Origin of the sequence: Bacteroides sp. 1001302B_160321_D4, from assembly GCF_015667765.1 — a bacterium.
Lineage (GTDB): Bacteria > Bacteroidota > Bacteroidia > Bacteroidales > Bacteroidaceae > Bacteroides > Bacteroides xylanisolvens.
In genome coordinates this window covers 43,319-63,827 of record NZ_JADPLO010000024.1, presented here as the reverse complement: position 1 = coordinate 63,827, position 20,509 = coordinate 43,319, and the positions used below count along the sequence as shown (strand labels likewise).

The window sequence follows — 20,509 nt, the reverse complement described above, 5'->3', positions numbered from 1 at the left end:
TAAAAACTCTCAATTCTCAACTCTCCACTCTCCACTTATTTAATAAGGTAAGGAGGATGGGTTGATGTTTGCAAATCGCTTTCCTTGCTCGATATATAATCTTCAATGCGTGACTGGCGGCTCTTCTCCATCAGTTCCGAGCTGCGCGTCAGTGCGTCGTATTTAATGTCTATCAATTCCTTTTTCAGCCGGTCTATCTCGATCTGTTGCTGTTGACTGGCATAACGATTGTGAATGTAGAAGATGATGAATACCATGATAAGTACCAGCAACTTCGTTTGACGGCGGAAAAAATCGGTAGCCAGAATGTCTCCACCCAGAATACTCTTCAGCGAGGTGCGGTTTTTCTTCTTGCCCTCTTCTGTTTTCTTATTTACTACTTCTTCTTCCATATCTTTTTATTTCTTTTCTGCAATTCGTAATTTGGCACTTCTCGACCGTGGGTTCCGTTCTATTTCTGCCTCGTCGGGGACGATTACCTTATTATTGACAAGGCGGAAAGGCGTTTGCAGATTTCCGAAGAAGTCGGATTCTGCTTTTCCTTCTACGTTGCCCGTCTTCATGATGTTTTTCACCATGCGGTCTTCCAATGAATGATAAGTGATTACTACCAGTCTGCCGCCCGGCTTTAATGCTTCCGTAGCTGCCTGCAACATCTCTTTCAGCGCTTCCATCTCTTGATTTACTTCGATCCGCAGTGCCTGGAACACTTTTGCCAGCTCTTTCTTTTCGCGTTCACGACCGAAAAGCGGTTTGATGATTTCCAGAAACTCACCGATAGTCCGGATGTACTGCCCGCTTCTGGCTTTAACGATGACAGAAGCCAGTTTGCGGCTATTCTTCAGCTCTCCGTACAGATAGAAGAGGTTTGCAAGACGTTCTTCCTCGTAAGTATTCACGATGTCTGCTGCCGTAATTCCAGCACGCTTGTTCATACGCATATCCAGCGCTCCGTCGAAACGGAAAGAAAAGCCGCGTTCGCTATCATCGAAATGATGGGACGATACGCCGAGGTCGGCCAGGATTGCATCCACCTGCTCGATGTCGTGATAGCGCAGGAAATTTTGCAGGTAACGGAAGTTGCTGCGCACGAAGATGAAGTGAGGATCGTTGACAATGTTCCGTTCGGCGTCCTCGTCCTGGTCGAATCCCAATAAACGTCCGCCTTCTCCGAGTCGTGAAAGTATCTCGCGCGAATGTCCCGCTCCTCCGAATGTAACGTCTACATACGTTCCGCCCGGTTGGATATTCATCCCGTCAACGCTTTCTTTCAGCAATACCGGTACATGGTATGTCAATTCATCTTTCTCCATCTTGTCTATTATCATCGTTCATAATTTCTTCTAATGCTGCACCGAACTCTTCAGGCGACATGAAAGGCTGTTCTGCCCGCTCTTTCGCCCAGATCTCTATCTTATTGTCGATGCCGATAAAACGTATATCTCCATGAATGCTGCAAATCTGCAAATATCGTTTGGGGATTAATATACGTCCGTTGCTGTCAGGTGTCACCACTTCAACGTCGCTCACAAACTGTCTGAAAATGAGTTGGTGTTTGCTGTTCCATTTGTTCAGCCTGCTGCGAAGCTCGTTCAACTCCTCGTTCCACACGCTCTCGGGGTACAGGGTCAAACAGTCCTGAAATACGTCTTTACGCATAATAAGCCTCTCTTCGGAAGCTGCTTGTAGTTGCTTCCTGAAGGTAGCGGGTATGAACACCCTTCCTTTGGCGTCCGCCCTGGCTTCAATATTTCCTAAAAAACGTATCATTACCTTATTATAATAAGCGACCGTAAAAGTATGAAATTCCCCACAATTCCCCACAACTTTCCATAAAAAACTTTCAGAGAAGTTTTCAACAGAATGTTAAATGTCTATTTGCTTGAAAATGATGCGGCTTTGAGAATGCTTTACTGGTGGGGAGCTTGTGACGGTGAAACGAAAAAAATGTCTGTATAGGTAAAATTTAAATAATGTGGTAGCGGAGACTTCTTTTTGATACAATAGGAACTTGTACGACACCCGGGTGTCGTGCAACTAATCCTAGTAATAAAAGAAAAGGCAGAATATACCGGAGTATTTCTGCCTTTTAATCATTATCACAACTGAAAATCTGTATTAAAGAAGTATGTGATTCGAGATCACCAATTTATATAGTTAAGGTCTAGCGGAAGTCTTTCAATTCTTCCTGTAATTTCTGGCGTGTGAAGAAAATACGGCTCTTTACTGTGCCTAGCGGGAGGTTCAGCTTTTCCGCAATCTCACGGTATTTGAATCCTGAAACGTGCATGGCGAACGGAACTCTGTATTCTTTGGGGAGTTTGTTGACTACACGGTGCATCTCTTTCAGGTCGTATGCTCTTTCTGTACTTTCTGAACTTCCGTCCTGTGGTAAATTCAGATGATAAAGATTATCCGTCTGATCGACGAATGTCTGGTCGCGGACTACCTTGCGGTAGTTGTTTATAAATATGTTGCGCATGATGGTATACATCCATCCTTTGAAATTTGTATCAGGGGTATATTTATCTTCATTATCTAATGCTTTTAATGATGTCTCCTGCAACAAATCGTTTGCTTCTTCACGGTCAGTTGTCAGTTTATAAGCGAAGCGTAGTAATTCATCTTGTACTCCTACTAAATCTTTTCTGAAGCTTAAACTTTTCATATGTGTTGCTTTTTAAAGGTGAATATTCGTTTGTTATTTTCGATGTTGCAAGTTTACGTGAATTTCTGGAACCTGATAGGGGTAAATCCGACGTTTTTATGCCCGAAAACTATCCGCGGATAGTTTTTAGGTTGTTTTTGATAGTTTTTGGGTGGTATTTTTTTATCTTCTGAACTTAAATCCTGCATTTTCTACCAAATTATTGCGATTAATAAAAAAGAACCGTTAATTTTGTGCCATCATTTTTATTTGAAAAGAATGACTGATGACTCTTTATTTTTGATTGATGTCGATAAGATACTTCGGACAAAGGCTCCGAAGCATTATAAGTACATCCCTAAATTCGTGGTTTCTTATCTGAAGAAAATTGTTCATCAGGATGAAATTAATGTATTCCTGAATGAGTCGAAGGATAGATTGGGTGTGGACTTTCTGGAGGCATGTATGGGCTTTTTGGATGCGAAAGTGGACGTAAAAGGCATTGAGAACTTGCCTAAGGATGGATTGTATACTTTTGTGTCCAATCATCCGTTAGGCGGACAGGACGGTGTTGCGCTTGGTTATGTGTTAGGAAAGCACTATGATGGGAAAGTGAAATACCTGGTGAATGATTTGTTGATGAATCTACGCGGGTTGGCTCCCCTTTGCATACCTATTAATAAAACCGGCAAGCAGGCAAAGGACTTCCCGAAGATGGTGGAAGCCGGATTTCAGTCCGACGATCAGCTGATTATGTTTCCTGCCGGACTGTGCTCGCGCCGTCAGAATGGAGTGATTCGCGACCTGGAATGGAAAAAGACATTTGTAGTAAAGAGCATACAAGCAAAACGTGATGTAATACCCGTGCATTTTGGGGGCAGGAATTCTGACTTCTTTTACAATCTGGCAAATGTTTGTAAGGCACTGGGCATTAAGTTTAACATTGCTATGTTGTATCTTGCGGATGAAATGTTTAAGAATCGCCACAAAACTTTTACTGTCACTTTTGGCAAACCTATACCCTGGCAGACTTTTGATAAATCGAAAACTCCTGCGCAGTGGGCTGAATACGTAAAGGATATTGTTTATAAACTGTAACTGATAGAACAACTATAACAAGGAATATGGAAGAGATTATTAAACCGGTAAGCAAAGAACTGCTAAAGGCAGAATTGACGGAAGACAGACGCTTACGAATGACGAATAAGAGTAATAATCAGATTTATATTATTACTCATCAGAATGCTCCTAATGTGATGAGAGAGATTGGTCGTTTGCGTGAAATAGCTTTCCGTGCTGCTGGTGGAGGTACAGGCCTGTCAATGGATATTGATGAATACGACACGATGGAACACCCTTACAAGCAGTTGATCGTATGGAATCCGGAAGCGGAAGAAATTCTGGGTGGTTACCGGTATCTGCTTGGTACGGACGTGCGTTTTGATGAAAAAGGTGCTCCGATTCTGGCTACTTCCCATATGTTTCATTTCTCCGATGCTTTTATTAAAGAATATTTGCCACAGACAATTGAGTTGGGACGTTCGTTCGTTACGCTTGAATATCAGTCTACCCGTGCCGGAAGTAAAGGATTGTTCGCTTTAGATAATCTGTGGGATGGATTGGGAGCGTTGACTGTTGTTATGCCGAATGTGAAATATTTCTTTGGCAAAGTGACCATGTATCCAAGCTATCACCGTCGTGGCCGTGATATGATTCTTCATTTCCTTAAGAAACATTTTTATGACAAAGAGAAACTTGTCACTCCGATCGAGCCTCTGAAACTTGAGACTTCCGAAGACGAGCTGAGTGCTTTGTTTTGCAAGCATTCCTTCAAGGAAGACTATAAAATATTGAATTGTGAAATTCGTAAACTGGGATATAATATTCCTCCGTTGGTAAATGCATATATGAGCCTAAGCCCTACTATGCGTATGTTCGGAACAGCTATCAATTATGAATTCGGTGATGTGGAAGAAACCGGTATTCTGATTGCTGTAGACGAAATTCTCGAAGATAAGCGGATTCGACACATCCAGACGTTTATTGAAAGCCATCCGGATGCGTTGAGATTGTCTTCTTGTGAAGGGGAAGAGGTGTTTACTCCTAAAGTGGTTACACCGCAGGCAGACTGTTCCCGTTAATTTTACGATAAAGATCAAGAGCAAAGACGTCGGTCATTCCCGATATATAGTCAAGTACCGCCTGTATTCTTTCATAGAGTACGGGCGCTTTTATATTGTATTGACTGGAAACCCGGTCGATCAGGAGTTTGGAATAAGTCTTTTCGGGTGAGGTTACGGCATCTATCATCAATTCGAGCAGGGTGCTGATGATGCGGAATCCCGCCAGTTCAACATCCAGTACGTCCCGTGAACGGTAGATTTTATTGATAGATACTTCGACGCTGTGTTTATAGGCTGCTGCCGGACGCTCGGCTATGCGCTTGATTAGTGATCCTTCAAACGTGCCGGACAGGATTTCTTGTTCATGATCTAAAAAGACACGGGTACACTCCCGGATCAATAAACCGATGACGGAAGAGCGCAGGTAAGCGATTTGCTCGTTGACATCGTTAACAATCAGGAATGTTTTTCGGAGATGTTCCTGCCGCTCTTCGCTGAAATAGGCCATTAATAGCTCTTTAGTCTCTTCTGTGGTGAGAATCTTCAGTTTATATGCATCCTCAATATCCATCATCTGATAGCAAATGTCGTCTGCCGCTTCAACCAAATAAACTAACGGGTGGCGTGCATACTTTAAAGGATGTTCGTTGAGCAATATCAGTCCTAATTCTGTTGCAATTTTGCGGAAGCTTTCTTCTTCGCTGACGAAAAAGCCAAACTTGGATTTTGTTCCTGCAAGGCTCGATGAAAAGGGGTATTTTACGATAGAAGCCAGAGTGGTGTATGTTAGAACGAATCCGCCTTTGCGACGTCCCTCGAACTGATGTGTAAGTATTCGGAAGGCATTTGCATTTCCTTCAAAATGTATTAAATCTTCCCATTCCATCGGAGAAAGTTGCTCTCCGTTGGGCTGTTTCTCTTTCAGGCGAACTCCTTTCCCTTCAGAGAAAAAAGTGGAAATGGCCTTTTCGCCTGAATGACCGAAAGGCGGATTACCCAAATCGTGTGCCAGGCAAGCAGCCGAAACGATAGAACCGATCTCCGGCAGGAAAGAATCCTGAAGTTCCGGATGACGTTCCAGAAGTGCTTTGGCAACATCGTCCCCGAGTGAACGGCCAACGCTGGCGACTTCGAGACTGTGCGTAAGTCGGTTGTGTACAAAAACGCTGCCCGGTAGAGGGAATACTTGCGTTTTGTTCTGTAATCTGCGGAAAGGAGCCGAAAAAATAAGACGGTCATAGTCCCGTTGGAATTCGGATCGGTTTTCCTGTCGTTCCTCATGGAATTCTTCCATTCCGAAACGTTTCGCTGATATTAATTGGTTCCAATTCATCATTTTATCTATAATTTTAGTGTTTACCATTCGCAAATTGGCTACAGGTACATTATTTAACTGCAAACTTAACTATTTTTCAGTTCAAAATGTGTATTTTCGCCCGTTAAATAGTAAACATGCATTTATGAATATTCAAGTTATCAATAAATCGAAGCATCCGCTTCCGGCTTATGCCACTGAATTGTCCGCAGGAATGGATATCCGTGCTAATCTTTCTGAACCTATCACACTGGAACCGTTGCAACGTTGTCTGGTGCCGACAGGACTATATATTGCCTTGCCGAAGGGATTTGAGGCACAAGTTCGTCCACGTAGCGGACTGGCGATCAAGAAAGGAATTACGGTGCTCAATTCTCCGGGTACGATTGATGCGGATTATCGTGGGGAAGTTTGTATCATTTTAGTCAATCTCTCCTCTGAAACGTTTGTGATTGAAGACGGTGAACGTATCGCGCAGATGGTGATAGCGAAGCACGAACAGCCTGCATGGCAGGAAGTAGAGGTGCTGGATGAAACAGAACGGGGAGCCGGTGGTTTCGGACATACCGGAGTATGATGAATGCTTAATGGAGAAAATAGAATGAAGATAAAAATAGGATGGCTGTTCGTGACGGTATTGATGCTCACTTCATGTGGGGGAATCCGGTCTGTGCGTACAGCAAAAACAACAGCGAAAGCAGATGGAGCTTCTTTGATGAAGGAAACATTGCTTTCTGCTGAACAACAGCGTAAATATGACTACTTCTTTTTAGAAGCCATGCGGATGAAAGGAAAGAATGAGTATGATGCGGCATTTGGATTGCTACAGCATTGTCTGGATATCAACCCCACTGCTTCTTCTGCGCTTTATGAAATATCGCAATATTATATGTTCCTTCGCCAGGTGCCGCAAGGTCAGGTTGCTTTGGAGCAGGCAGTGGCTTTTGCGCCTGATAACTATTGGTATAGTCAGGGATTGGTCAGTTTGTACCAGCAACAAAATGAATTGGATAAGGCTGCGGCTTTGCTTGAGAAGATGGTGACCCGTTTCCCGTCGAAACAGGACCCTTTGTTCAGCCTTCTTGATATTTACAGTCGCCAGGAGAAGTATAATGATGTCATTTCTACATTGAATCGTTTAGAGAAACGTTTGGGTAAGAATGAGCAGCTGTCTATGGAGAAATTCCGGATTTATCTTCAGATGAAAGATGATAAGAAGGCATTTCAGGAAATAGAAAGTCTGGTACAGGAATATCCGATGGATATGCGTTATCAGGTGATACTGGGAGATGTATATCTTCAGAACGGGAAAAAGCAGGAAGCTTATGATGCATACCAGAAGGTACTGGCTGTAGAGCCTGATAATCCGATGGCTCTCTTCTCGATGGCTTCTTACTATGAACAGACCGGGCAGAAAGAATTGTATCAACAGCAACTGGATACGTTGTTATTGAACAAAAAGGTGACTTCTGATACTAAAATCAGTGTCATGAGACAGGTGATTGCGGAAAATGAACAGTCGTCCGCTAAAGATAGCACTCAGGTGATTGCCTTATTTGACCGGATGATGAAGCAGGATATGGATGATCCGCAGATACCGATGCTTTATTCTCAATACCTGTTGTCGAAGAATATGGAACAGGAGGCTGTGCCGGTATTGGAGCAGGTGGTTGATCTGGATCCTACCAATAAGGCTGCCCGTCTGATGCTGGTTAGCGCGGCGGTGAAAAAGGAAGATTACAAGCAAATTATCAAGGTCTGCGAACCGGGCATTGAAGCTACTCCGGATGCGTTGGAACTTTATTATTATCTGGCTATCGCTTATCATCAGGCAGAACAGGGAGATAGTGTATTGAGTGTTTGTAATAGAGCATTGGAACATATAACTCCCGATACCAGAAAAGAAGTCATTTCAGATTTTTATTCTATCATGGGGGATATTTATCATACCAAGAAACAAATGACGGAGGCTTATGCTGCTTACGATTCGGCTTTGGTATATAATCCTTCCAATATTGGCGCATTAAATAATTATGCTTATTATCTGTCTGTGGAACGTCGTGACTTGGACAAGGCGGAGGAGATGAGTTACAAAACGGTGAAAGCCGAACCTAATAATTCGACCTATCTCGATACTTATGCATGGATTCTTTTTGAAAAGGGAAACTATGCCGAAGCCCGTATCTATATTGACAATGCAATGAAGAACGACGGCGAGAAGAGTGATGTGATTGTGGAGCATTGCGGAGATATTTATTTTATGACCGGCGATGTGGAAGGTGCGTTGAAATATTGGAAGAAGGCACTGGAAATGGGTAGCGAGTCGAAAACGTTGAAACAGAAAATAGAGAAGAAGAAATATATTGCGGAATGAAAAGAATCATTTATCTACTGTTGTTGGTGGTAGTGGTGTTGGCCGGCTGTAAGAGTTCGAAGCACTTGGCAACTTCGGAAACTAAGACTTCGACAAAGGCTCCGACATCCAGTTACCTGGCTTCCAAGCTTCAGTTGACTATTCCCGGCAAGAAGGGAAGCATGTCTGTAGGGGGAACCATGAAGATGAAAACTCATGAGCGGGTACAAATCTCCTTATTGATGCCTATTCTGCGTACAGAAGTGGCACGTATAGAAGTTACTCCCGACGAAGTTTTATTGGTAGACAGGATGAATAAACGCTTTGTTCGTGCCACTAAAGCTGAATTGAAAAATGTATTGTCGAAGAATGTGGAGTTTTCCCGTTTGGAAAAGATATTGATGGATGCCTCTCTTCCTGGTGGAAAGACAGAGCTGACAGGAAAAGATATAGGAATTCCTTCATTAGAAAAGGCAAAAGTCCAACTTTATGAGTTCTCCACACAAGAGTTTTCGATAACTCCGACGGAACTGACGTCCAAATACAACCAGATTCCCTTGGAAGAATTAGTAAAAATGCTGGTAGCTTTATTATGATGAAACGTTTCTTTGTTATTCTAATCAGTTGCCTTTGGTTGGCAGTTCCTCTTTTCGCTCAATCGAACAAGTTGATTCGTGAGCTGGAAAGTAAACGCGGTGCGCTGCAAAAACAGATTGCCGAATCGGAATCTATATTGAAGGATACAAAGAAAGATGTGGGAAGCCAGTTGAATAGTCTGGCTGTGTTGACCGGACAGATTGAAGAGCGGAAACGCTATATCATGGCTATCAACAATGATGTGGAGGCTATCCAGCGTGAGTTGGCTTCATTGGAGCGCCAGTTGCACGGGCTGGAGAAGGATTTGAAAGATAAAAAGAAGAAATATGAAGCTTCTGTCCAGTACTTGTATAAGAATAAGTCGATAGAGGAGAAGCTCATGTTTATTTTTTCGGCAAAGAATCTGGGGCAGACTTATCGGCGTATGCGATATGTTCGTGAATATGCCACTTATCAACGTCTGCAAGGGGAAGAAATCCTAAAGAAACAGGAGCAGATACGCAAGAAGAAAGCGGAACGTCAGCAAGTGAAAGCCGCCAAAGAGAACCTGCTGCAAGAACGTGAGAGCGAAAAGGTGAAGTTGGAAGAGCAGGAAAAAGAGAAACGTACGTTAGTGACTAATCTGCAAAAGAAGCAGAAAGGATTGCAGAATGAGATAAATAAAAAACGCAGGGAAGCCAATCTGCTGAATGCCCGCATCGATAAATTAATTGCGGAAGAAATAGAGCGTGCCCGTAAGCGTGCGCAGGAAGAAGCTCGTCGTGAAGCGGCTGCCCGTAAGAAAGAGGAAAGCAAGGAGGGAAAATCTGCTGCAACGGAAACGGCTGCTAAATCGAAACCTCTTGAGGCTTATACCATGAGTAAGGCGGATCGGGAATTGTCGGGTAACTTTGCCGCGAATCGCGGGAAATTGCCAATGCCTATATCCGGCGCTTATATTATCACCAGCCGTTACGGACAATATGCCGTAGAGGGTTTGCGCAATGTGAAACTGGATAACAAGGGTATTGATATTCAGGGAAAACCGGGTGCACAGGCGCGTGCCATTTTTGATGGGAAGGTGGCGGCTGTGTTCCAATTGAACGGATTATTTAATGTCCTCATTCGTCATGGCAATTATATTTCTGTTTATTGCAATCTTTCTTCTGCCTCTGTCAAAGCCGGTGATACGGTGAAGACGAAGCAATCTATCGGTCAGGTTTTTTCTGACGGCACGGATAATGGACGGACGGTATTGCACTTCCAGTTGCGTAGGGAGAAAGAAAAGTTGAATCCTGAACCTTGGCTGAACCGATAATTGAATAAAAAACACGTAGAATGAAGTTAACTAAAATACTAATATGCTTACTGATCTTCTGGACCGGAACACTATCCGCGTCTCCTTATTTTTCGTTCAAGAAATATCAGGTAGAAGATGGATTGTCTCATAATACCGTGTGGTGCGCCCTTCAAGATAGTTATGGCTTTATCTGGTTGGGTACCAGTGACGGACTGAACCGTTATGACGGGCGGGGCAATAAAGTGTATCGGAATGTTCTCAACGAAAAGTTCTCATTAGAAAACAATTTTGTAGAAGCCTTGATAGAGGTGGACAAGAATCTCTGGGTTGGAACAAACTCCGGACTTTATATTTATGACCGAGATACCGATCGTTTCTCTTACTTTGATAAAACGACGCAGTATAATGTGTATATCAGCAGTGAGATTAAAAAGATTATCAAGACGGAAAATGGTCTTATCTGGATTGCGACTTTGGGCCAGGGATTTTTTATTTATGATCCGAAAACAGAGGTGTTGACTCAAAATAGTGTTCAGACGTCTTTTGTATGGGACCTCTGTCAGAGTGCTGATCGGAAGAGGGTCTATATATCTTCCTTACAGGAAGGACTTTTGTGCTTTGACGAAAACGGCAAGTTTCTCCGGACGTATGAAATCTCATTAGATATAAATGCTTCTGATAGTTATAAAGTGAACTGTATTCAGAATATCGATGGAGATATTTGGATTGGTGCGGGAAGTAATCTGTTGAGCCGTTTGGATGAACGAACTGAAGCTATAGACAATTACAGTGGTTCGGCGTTTAATTTCGGAGCTGTTCATTGTTTGTTGAAGTATACGGATAAAGAGCTGTTGGTAGGAACGGATAACGGGCTTTATCTATTCGATCAAAATACAAACACATTTCAGCGGGCGGATAATCCGGCCGATCCGAGAAGTTTGAGTGACCAGACTATCAATGGAATGATGTGGGATGCCGAAGGGGCTCTTTGGGTGTTGACCAATTTGGGTGGGATTAACTATATGTCCAAGCAGACTAAACGTTTTGATTATTATTCGCCTGCCTATCTGTCCGGAGTGCCGGGAGCGGGGGAGGTCGTTGCTCCTTTCTGTGAGAATAAAGATGGGAATATCTGGATTGGAACTCAAAGCGGTTTGTATTTTTTCAATGTTGCCACCCGGGAACTTTCTCCTTATGCAATAGGAGGAGCTAAAAATCAAAAGTATGACATCCGTTCTTTAATGCTGGATGGCGACTATTTATGGATCGGTACTTATGCCGGAGGAATACGGGTTATCAATTTACGCACAGGGGCAGTGAAAGCCTATACTCATTCTCGTGGAATCCCCAATACGATTTGTAGCAACGATGTGTTGTGTATTTATAAAGGACGAAAAGGAGAAATTTATGTAGGAACGAGTTGGGGATTGTGTTGTTATGACCCGGTTCGAGATAACTTTATGACCATCACAAGCATCGGTTCAATGGTTTCTGTTGTCGATATCTATGAGGATATGTACAATCATCTCTGGATTGCGACTTCCAATAGTGGTGTGTTTTCTTACAATACAATGAATGCTCATTGGAAACATTATCAGCATGAACGGGAAGATTCGACTACGATCACCAGTAATTCGGTCATTACTTTATTTGAAGATGCGAAAGGAACCATGTGGTTTGGAACGAATGGGGGAGGACTGTGTTCTTTTGATGCTAAAGAGAAAAGATTCATTGAGTTTGATCCGCATAATACTTTATTACCTAACAAGGTTATTTATGCGATTGAGCAAGATCAGGGAGGTGATTTCTGGGTATCCAGTAATGCCGGAATCTTTAAGATTAATCCTGTTACCAAAGATCATTTCCGCCAGTTCACGATTAATGACGGCTTGCAAGGGAATCAGTTTATAGCTCGATCTTCATTGAAATCATCCGAAGGAAAATTGTATTTTGGTGGGATCAACGGCTTTAATGTATTTCAGCCGGAACAGTTTGTAGATAACAAATATATTCCTCCGGTTTATGTGACCGATATCCGGTTGCCTTATCAAACCGATGAGCAGGAGGTGAAGAAACTGCTTCAGTTGGATAAACCGCTTTATATGGCTGATAAGGTGACTTTATCTTATGAAAACAATAGTTTCTCCATCCGTTTTGTCGCTCTTAGTTTTGAAGATCCGGGGAAGAACCGGTATTCTTACATACTTCGGGGAGTGGACAAGGAGTGGATTCTGAATACTGATAATAATATGGCTTCTTACACCAATTTACCTCCCGGTGAGTATCTGTTCGAAGTCAGAGGCTCTAATAATGATCGCCAGTGGAATGAGAATACTATCACTTTAAAGGTGGTGATTACTCCTCCCTGGTGGCGTAGTACCTTTGCTTACTTCGTTTATGTCCTCATGCTGTTGGGATGGATCGGTTGGATGGCTTGGCGATGGAATCTCCGTGTTAAACGCAAATATAAGCGGCGGATGGAAAAATATCAGATTACCAAGGAACAGGAAGTTTACAAGTCGAAGATTAGCTTTTTCATCAATCTGGTGCATGAAATACGTACTCCGCTTAGTTTGATACGGCTTCCTTTGGAAAAATTATTGGAGAAAGAACGTGAAGGAAAAGATCTCAAGTATTTGTCTGTGATAGATAAGAATGTAAATTATCTGCTGGGGATTACTAATGAATTGCTTGATTTTCAGAAAATGGAGAGTGGTACGCTGCATCTGAATTTGAAAAAGAGTGATATTAAAGAACTTGTCAGTGACGTTTATAATCAGTTTACAAGCCCTGCTGAATTAAAAGGTATTGATTTGCAACTGACTGTGCCTGAACAAGAGCTGGTGTCTACGGTGGATAGGGACAAATTAAGTAAGATTCTTGTCAATCTGATGGGAAATGCCATCAAATATGCGCATGCGCATATTGACTTGAAGCTGCTTGTCACTGATGGGGGATATGAGATACAAGTGAACGATGATGGTCCCGGAATACCAAATGAACAGAAACAAAAGATATTTGAGGCTTTCTATCAACTGCCTGACGATAAGGTGGCCACAGCAGTAGGCACTGGCATCGGATTGGCTTTTGCGAAATCTTTGGCAGAAGCTCATCAGGGAGATTTGCGTCTGGAAGATAATGTTGGAGGTGGTTCTTCGTTTATGCTGTCTCTTCCGTTCAAAGAGTGGGAGACGGAAAAAACGAGCGATATTGTAGAAATATCCCCGGAGCATGCAGATGCTTCTGAAACGATCTCTTCGGAGTATGCTGGAAAGAAGTTCACAGTTCTGTTGGTTGAGGATAATGTTGATTTGCTGAATCTGACTCGTGAGTCATTGGCGGAATGGTTCCGTGTGTTGAGGGCTTCCAACGGTCGTGAAGCACTTGAAGTGCTTGCGAAGGAAAATGTGGATGTGATAGTGAGTGACGTAATGATGCCGGAGATGGATGGGCTGGAACTTTGCAGCAAGGTGAAGTCTGAAATCTCTTATTCACATATTCCGGTTATTTTGTTGACGGCGAAAACCACTTTGGAGTCTAAAGTCGAAGGACTTGAATGTGGAGCGGATGTATATGTTGAGAAACCATTCTCTGTTAAACAGCTCCGTATGCAGATCGAGAATCTGTTGAAGTTGAGGCAGTCTTTCCATAAATTGATGGTGAGCTTGGCAGGAGATACGGTTGCTGTTTCGACAACGGATTTTGCGATGTCTCAAAAGGATTGTGAGTTTATAGCTAAGATACAGGGAGTGATAGCCGAACAGTTGGCAGATGAGAACTTCTCGATAGATACCCTGTCTGAACAGATGAATATGAGCCGTTCTAATTTCTATCGGAAGATAAAGGCTTTGTCCGGAATGTCGCCTAATGATTATTTGAAGACACTTCGTATGAATAGAGCTGCTGAACTGATAATGGGCGGTACCCGTATTTCAGAAGTGGCAGTGCAGGTAGGATTTACTTCTTCCTCTTATTTTGCGAAATGTTTTAAAGCGCAATATGGTGTACTGCCTAAGGAATATACAGGTCAGCCTCCGATTTCAGGTGAGGCTTGATAAAGAAGGGATAAAAGCATATAAAAAAACTCCTGTCGTGCAATATCATTGGATATTTTCCGACAGGAGTCAAATATAAAATAATTAATCGAGTAGACTTTCTAATTAATTGAGTAGGCTTTATTTCTTTTTCTGTCCCGGGTAAGGCTCTACCATGCAACGTTTAGCCCATGCTTCATAAGCCTTTGTCATTTCAGCTACTTTTTCAGGGTATTGTGCTGCCAGATTATGCATTTCGCTCCGGTCTTCATTCAGGTTGTATAATTCCCATTTAGCGTTTTCTCCCGGACGAACCAGTTTCCAACCGTCATTAGAGAGGAATGCACGTTCATTGTAATGTTCGAATCCAAGATAATCATGTCCTTCACGATGTCCGGTCTTGAAGATAGGAACCAGACTCTTGCCTTCCAATGGAATGATGTCATTTCCTTTATATTTGGTAGGATAAGTAGCGCCTGCCATATCGATACAAGTAGCCATGATGTCCATCACATGTCCGATTTCGGGAGTCGTTTTGCCGACATTCTTCTTGATACCTTTTGGCCAGTGGGCAATCATTGGAGTACAGATTCCTCCTTCATAAGATTTGGCTTTCCAAAAACGGAACGGCGTGTTGGCTACGTTTGCCCAGCGTGCTCCCAGTGAAGCATAAGTTGTTTCCGGGCCAGGCAGCACTTCTTTGTTATGAGGATAAACCATTTTCTCCCCTTTACGTGTCATATCAGGACGGTCATTTTCTCCGGGAGAGTAGTTCTGACAATCTTCATTGCTGCATCCATTGTCGGAAAGGAATAAAATCAGTGTATTTTCAAGTTGTCCTGTCTTTTCCAGGGCGTCGATAACTTGTCCTATCCCCTGATCCATACGGTCGATCATGGCAGCATGAACAGCCATGGCACGAGCATCCCATTCAGCATGTGGGTTATCTTCCCATTTATCTTTGAACTGTCTATCAGACAGGAAATTATCCATGTTAGGGAATATACCAAGCTGTTTCTGACGTTCGTAACGGGCGTTACGGATAGCTTCCCAGCCAACTTTATAGGTATCCTTATATTTTTCAATATCTTCCGGCAGTGCATGCAATGGCCAGTGTGGTGCTGTGTAAGCCAGGTACATAAAGAATGGTTTATCGTCTTTGGCATACTCTTTCACTTCTTTCACTGCACGGTCTGAAAGCGCCTGTGTGATGTAATATCCGTCGGGTACTTCTTTCACGGGTACTTCACCTTCTACCAGACTGAATGGGTCAAAATAGTCTACTACTCCGTAGATAGTACCATAGTGGGTATCAAATCCGCGATTTACCGGATAATGACAAAGATCAGAATAGGTTTCGTGATATACGTGATGTGCGAGCCATTCGCGTTGATCTTTGCGTAGTGGAGTTTCTGCGATGTGCCATTTACCTACCATGCTGGTAGCATATCCTGATTCTTTCAATACCTCTGCGATGGTAACGGCATTGCGTGAGAGTGTTCCCCGGTAACCCGGCAGGTGGTCATCGAAGGTCATACGTCCGATTCCTGCCTGATGTTGATAAAGTCCTGTCAACAGGGAAGCACGCGTCGGACAACTACGGCTGGTGTTATAGAAATGATTGAAGCGTACTCCTTGTTTTGCCAGTTTGTCCAGATTAGGTGTGTGAATTTCACTACCGTAGCATCCCAGGTCAGAATAGCCTAGGTCATCTGCAAGAATTACCAGGATATTGGGTCTTTGATCGGACTTTTTTCCTTTGGCCTCTGCTGCAGAATGTCCAGCAACCATCAAAGCGGTTGGTAATAGTAAAAATTTAGAATTCATAAGTTTAATGTTGGTTTATAATTTGTTTTTCACTGTATTACTCTTTTCCTTTGTCTTTGTTTTCCTCAAACCATTTACATACTTTCTTGCTCAACTTTGCAACCAAATCAGGATGCTCATTTGCGATATTATTCTTTTCGAACTTATCCTTTTCCATATCATATAGTTGCGCATCGCTTCCGTCACCGTTCACTAATAATTTCCACTTTCCACTGCGTATAGCTAAATGGGGGCTTCTGTCATAAGGGTTTCCTGGAAAGCCAAAATGTTTGTTTCGTCCGAAGTCCCACATTAAATCGGTCTTGCGTTTGGCTTCCGATTTACCGAGAAGAACTTTTGAGTAGTTCTGCCCATCGCCTTTGTAACCTTTTTCTGTTTTGATTCCGGCTATAGAACACAAAGTCGGATATAAATCTACTGCGCATAATACAGACTCGTTATTTACCTGTCCGGCTTTAATTTTCTTTGGATATCTAACGATGAACGGCATACGGATTCCCCCTTCATAAAGACTATTTTTAGTACCTCTCAAATAAGCGGAACGTACAGATTTAAAGCTGGGTGCAGGACCATTGTCGCTAGTGAAAATAATGATTGTATTTTCTCCCACTCCCAACTCATCCAGGGTTTTGATGAAACGTCCGAGTTGTTTGTCCATTTCTGCAAGTACAGGAGCAAATGCTTCTTGTGTTTCCCAGCTTTTTCTTTCCTTTTGTTTGAATTCCGGTACCCAAGGGGTATGCATATCATCCGGCCATAGGTTTAGGAAGAAAGGTTCGCCTTTATGCTTTTTTACAAACTCAATACTTTTGTCTACAAAGTATTCGGTACGTCTCCAACGTTTTACACTGTCTTTATCCGACCAGATCCATTTGGTAGCAGTGATTGCTGGTTCCGGGTCCGGGCTTTCGTAGGTTGATATGTATTCGTCAAAACCGTAATTCTTAATAGAAGGAGCGTTATGTACGTCGCGTCCGCCTCCCATGTGCCATTTTCCGATGTGTCCTGTTGAGTAACCTGCATTTTGGAAAGCACGTGCCATGGAGGGTAACTTATCATCAAGGAAATTACGTTGTTCGCATCTCTTATTAGCAGCTTTGTCGTTCAGGAAAGTGTTGATTCCCACTTCAAGAGGAAAGAGACCTGTGGTCAATCCACAGCGAGACGGAGAACTAACCGGCGCAGAAGAATAATACTGGTTGAATAATAACCCGTCTTGTGCTAGCCTGTCAATATTAGGTGTAGGAGCGAATTTGCCTCCATAACAACCTATGTCACCGATACCCATATCATCGATATAGATAATTACTACATTAGGTTTTGTTTCTGCTTGTGTGTTAGCAATGGGGAGTAAGGCTCCCAGCCAGGGTAAATGTTTTTTCAGATTCATAATTATTGTGATTTAATTAACTTTAGTTTTTCATGATGACTTTTCGCAAAAGTAGGGAAGATATCAGAGAAGGAAGGAAAAATACTAATCAATAAAGGAAAAAAAATGGTAGAATGATAGATTTCTTCTTTCTTCTATTGAGAAAACACGAATAGAGAAGCTCGTAGAAACCGAAAACTTCTCTATTCTTCTAATTATTCTATGATAATACGATCATTGGAGAAAGTATCTTGAATGGGAGCTTTACTTCGCCACGGTTTTAGTCAGTAATTGTACCCATGAGTATTTAGTGTTTTCTACCCAATTATCCGGTGAGACTTCGATAGTACCAGTTTTTGCTGTTATTTTTTGTATGTAAATCAATCCTTTCTTTCCATTGGCAGTTTTGAACAGGTAAACTTTATCTGCCTGAATAGCTAAGACTTCGGAGGTTGGATCTGCCAGATTTTCTATCGGAGTTGCATCTACTTGGGAGATTGCATTAAATTCTGCTTGTGATAAAGAGGTTTCAGCAAATAATGTGTGTTGTAAACCATTAATTGTCATCAAACCATACTCACTTCTTTTAGCAGGTGAAACAAGAGCAGGTACTGCTTCACTTCCCGGAGACAAGATAACATCTCCGAGTGAGAAATCTACTTCGTTTGCATATTTCATGGCATCAGCAGCCATATAGGTGCGTCCAAGAAGCCATGTTGCATAGTAACAACCATAATAAGCCGAAGCTGTCTCTACTATTTCTCCATCTTTTCCATAATCCGGATCGGAGAATAAAACGGAAGGAGTAATCTCTACCAATAACTTACGTTGGTAAGTATTACCGTCGGTACCTAAAACGACTACTGTAATACAGGCATTCTCTTTTAAAGAAGTAAACTTGTAAGTTGTCTCGTAATTAGCGGTTCCGTCTTCAAATGACCGGGCAGTTTCTTCTATCAGGCTCCCTTGTATTCCAGTCTTGGAGTCTGCCTGATAAATTTCAAAACTCATGATCTCTCCCTGAACTTTAACAGTTGCTGTGTATTCTGCAACTCCTTTCTCTAATGACACTCTATTGTTTTGATCGACACCTGTAAATTCAATCTTGACAGGTGCTTCATAATCAACTTCATATTTATCTGCACAACCGAATAATCCAAATAAACTGATTGACAGAATTAATGCAATTATACTATTTGTTTTCATGACTTTATTTTTTTAAGTAAACATTCTATTTAGATTAGTATCCTGGATTCTGGTAGATATTCGGGCAGTTATTAACTTCATCCTGTGGTATTGGAGCCAAGTTCATGCGCTCGTTATAATTACGTGTGTCTAAAGTTACCCGTTGATATTCACCGTTAATTTTCTTTATTCCGACAGCCGGTAACCTCATTACATCTTTTGCTATCAGCCATCTTCTTATATCAAAGAATCGATGATCTTCAAAACAAAGTTCTACACGGCGTTCTTTGCGTATGCGTTCCCGAAGGGTTGCCTGATTATAATCTGCGGCCAGTAAGTCTGTCGTGATACCGGCACGACGACGTATCCTGTTAAGCTGGGCTATTGCTTTTTCTCTGGCTGTATTCGTATCTTCAGCCTCATTCTCGGCTTCTGCATAATCGAGCAGGATTTCTGCATATCTCATCATTGGAAAGTCCATGTAAGTGGTACCACCTTTTCGATGATCGATACGGTCATCCAGGAACTTTGTCAGGAAGTATCCGCTTCCCCATCTATATGATTTTGACAGGTCTATTGTAGCTGGCTTACCGTTGACTAAAGGCCAGGTAGCACCATCACATAGAATACTCTGTGCCAAACGGGGATCCCTGTTAGCATAAGGAGAATTTTCATTGTAACCGGAGTTCGGGTTAATAATAGCTTTCGTATTTGATTCGTAACCGAGAATGGGCTGTGAGCCGTCGAGCATATCATAACAGTCTACCAGCCATTGGTTCGGACAAGTCAGTAGTTCTTTATTTACATTCCAGGGGTCAAAGGCAGGCATCATTCCGTAAAGGTCATTTGCCGGTGCACGGAGAAATCCCATGATTACCTCACCATTGGCACGGGTATTGAATAATCGTGTGTAGCTTTTTTCGGGAGTGGTCGGATCTTCATATAAACGATAGAAATCTCCATTGTCAGCATATTCAATCATATCGTAGGCAGCATCAGCCGCTTCTCTCCAAGTTACTCCGGACGCATTGTGTAAAGGACTTGCTGCATAAAGTAATGTGCGTGCCAGATAGCCTAGGGCTGCTCCCCGGGTAGCTCTTCCGTAATCTGCTGCATCGTATTTGTCGGGCAATACTCCCGGCTCTGCAAGTTCTTTGAATTCATTAGCAATCCAACGGACTGTGGTTTCTAACGATTCACGTTTGATTTCGTCATAAAGCAACGGATCGAGTTCTTTGTCTCCGATTACTAATGCTCCGTAGAAACGAAACAGTTCGTGGTGATACAATGCACGCAGAAAGCGTACTTGGTTTTTCAGGGAAATCTTCTCTGCATCCTCCAATGGTGAACGGTCTACGTTGTTCAGGAATGTGTTTGCAGAGCGGATGGCCTTATAGTAGAATATCCATGGATGGTCACCGCCAATCAAACCTTTGGAAGCATCAATTCCCCCTTTGATAAATTTCTCGAGTTCGGGAATAACTGCCCCTCCGGCACGGGTTGTATTTCCGGCTCCATCGTCTGTTGCGTTGTCAAGCATACAAGGCGAACCACCAATGTTTGCCAAAAAACCAAAACTGCCAAGGCGGTCTCTCCCCATGCGCATACGTGCATACAAGTCGTATGCAACTTTGCGGGTCAATGTAATGTCCGAATAAACTTTCTCTGTATCCGTAAGATCCAGTTCGGTTTCTTTCATCAGGCTATCTGCACTACAACTGGCAAGCAGGACAGCCGTTACAAAGGATATAAATAGTTTTCTCATAAATTATTCATTTCA

16 protein-coding genes are annotated in these 20,509 nt (G+C 42.6%); 7 read left to right on the top strand and 9 right to left on the bottom strand.

The window, feature by feature from the left end:
* Window positions 1-35: 35 nt before the first annotated feature.
* From KFO40_RS11405 to KFO40_RS11390, 4 genes are all read right to left on the bottom strand, one after another.
* Entirely contained in the window at window positions 36-392 is a 357-nt protein-coding gene (locus KFO40_RS11405; protein ID WP_009039162.1) for an FtsL-like putative cell division protein, read from the bottom strand.
* 6 nt (window positions 393-398) lie between these two features.
* Window positions 399-1,313: a 16S rRNA (cytosine(1402)-N(4))-methyltransferase RsmH gene (rsmH, locus tag KFO40_RS11400; RefSeq protein WP_087317660.1), complete on the bottom strand. Its 915-nt coding sequence runs from the start codon at window positions 1,311-1,313 to the stop codon at window positions 399-401.
* Entirely contained in the window at window positions 1,300-1,770 is a 471-nt protein-coding gene (mraZ, locus tag KFO40_RS11395; protein WP_004315379.1) for a division/cell wall cluster transcriptional repressor MraZ, read from the bottom strand. The genes rsmH and mraZ overlap by 14 nt, the downstream gene beginning before the upstream one ends.
* Before the next feature lie 394 nt (window positions 1,771-2,164).
* Window positions 2,165-2,668, bottom strand: a complete 504-nt coding sequence (locus KFO40_RS11390) for an RNA polymerase sigma factor (protein WP_004315377.1) — start codon at window positions 2,666-2,668, stop codon at window positions 2,165-2,167.
* Between the two features lie 258 nt (window positions 2,669-2,926).
* On the opposite strand from KFO40_RS11390, the gene KFO40_RS11385 reads away from it, so the two are divergent.
* A complete protein-coding gene (locus KFO40_RS11385) occupies window positions 2,927-3,745 on the top strand; it encodes a 1-acyl-sn-glycerol-3-phosphate acyltransferase (RefSeq protein WP_195366289.1) in 819 nt (272 codons plus the stop codon).
* Window positions 3,746-3,771: 26 nt separating this feature from the next.
* Window positions 3,772-4,788, top strand: coding sequence for a GNAT family N-acetyltransferase (locus tag KFO40_RS11380; protein WP_022200119.1), 1,017 nt, complete (start codon window positions 3,772-3,774; stop codon window positions 4,786-4,788).
* On the opposite strand, the gene KFO40_RS11375 is transcribed toward KFO40_RS11380, so the two are convergent.
* Window positions 4,760-6,106 carry a deoxyguanosinetriphosphate triphosphohydrolase gene (locus KFO40_RS11375; protein ID WP_004307333.1) on the bottom strand — a complete coding sequence of 449 codons (1,347 nt, stop codon included), beginning with the start codon at window positions 6,104-6,106 and terminating at the stop codon, window positions 4,760-4,762. The genes KFO40_RS11380 and KFO40_RS11375 overlap by 29 nt on opposite strands.
* 124 nt (window positions 6,107-6,230) lie before the next feature.
* Here KFO40_RS11375 and dut point away from each other — a divergent pair, with 124 nt between their 5' ends.
* Genes dut through KFO40_RS11350 form a run of 5 tightly spaced genes read left to right on the top strand, consistent with a single transcriptional unit; the run spans window position 6,231 to window position 14,369 of the window.
* The gene (gene dut, locus KFO40_RS11370) at window positions 6,231-6,662 is read left to right on the top strand and encodes a dUTP diphosphatase (protein ID WP_004307331.1); all 432 of its coding nucleotides are present in this window, start codon (window positions 6,231-6,233) and stop codon (window positions 6,660-6,662) included.
* 24 nt (window positions 6,663-6,686) lie between these two features.
* The gene (locus KFO40_RS11365) at window positions 6,687-8,459 is read left to right on the top strand and encodes a tetratricopeptide repeat protein (RefSeq protein WP_022200118.1); all 1,773 of its coding nucleotides are present in this window, start codon (window positions 6,687-6,689) and stop codon (window positions 8,457-8,459) included.
* On the top strand, window positions 8,456-9,034 hold the full coding sequence (locus tag KFO40_RS11360; protein ID WP_004298193.1) for a DUF4292 domain-containing protein: 579 nt from the start codon (window positions 8,456-8,458) through the stop codon (window positions 9,032-9,034). The genes KFO40_RS11365 and KFO40_RS11360 overlap by 4 nt, the downstream gene beginning before the upstream one ends.
* Window positions 9,031-10,332: a murein hydrolase activator EnvC family protein gene (locus KFO40_RS11355; protein WP_004309528.1), complete on the top strand. Its 1,302-nt coding sequence runs from the start codon at window positions 9,031-9,033 to the stop codon at window positions 10,330-10,332. The genes KFO40_RS11360 and KFO40_RS11355 overlap by 4 nt, the downstream gene beginning before the upstream one ends.
* Before the next feature lie 20 nt (window positions 10,333-10,352).
* Complete coding sequence (locus KFO40_RS11350) at window positions 10,353-14,369, top strand: two-component regulator propeller domain-containing protein (RefSeq protein ID WP_211146374.1); 4,017 nt, start codon at window positions 10,353-10,355, stop codon at window positions 14,367-14,369.
* 120 nt (window positions 14,370-14,489) lie between these two features.
* Here the strand turns inward: KFO40_RS11350 and KFO40_RS11345 are convergent, their stop codons facing one another.
* The 4 genes from KFO40_RS11345 to KFO40_RS11330 form a co-directional block, all read right to left on the bottom strand.
* A complete protein-coding gene (locus KFO40_RS11345; RefSeq protein ID WP_004322447.1) occupies window positions 14,490-16,175 on the bottom strand; it encodes an arylsulfatase in 1,686 nt (561 codons plus the stop codon).
* Between the two features lie 37 nt (window positions 16,176-16,212).
* Entirely contained in the window at window positions 16,213-17,565 is a 1,353-nt protein-coding gene (locus KFO40_RS11340; RefSeq protein ID WP_211146373.1) for a sulfatase, read from the bottom strand.
* A 243-nt stretch (window positions 17,566-17,808) separates the two neighbouring features.
* Complete coding sequence (locus KFO40_RS11335) at window positions 17,809-18,750, bottom strand: hypothetical protein (protein ID WP_008024146.1); 942 nt, start codon at window positions 18,748-18,750, stop codon at window positions 17,809-17,811.
* 34 nt (window positions 18,751-18,784) lie between these two features.
* The gene (locus tag KFO40_RS11330; RefSeq protein WP_087317665.1) at window positions 18,785-20,494 is read right to left on the bottom strand and encodes a RagB/SusD family nutrient uptake outer membrane protein; all 1,710 of its coding nucleotides are present in this window, start codon (window positions 20,492-20,494) and stop codon (window positions 18,785-18,787) included.
* Window positions 20,495-20,509: the final 15 nt, after the last annotated feature.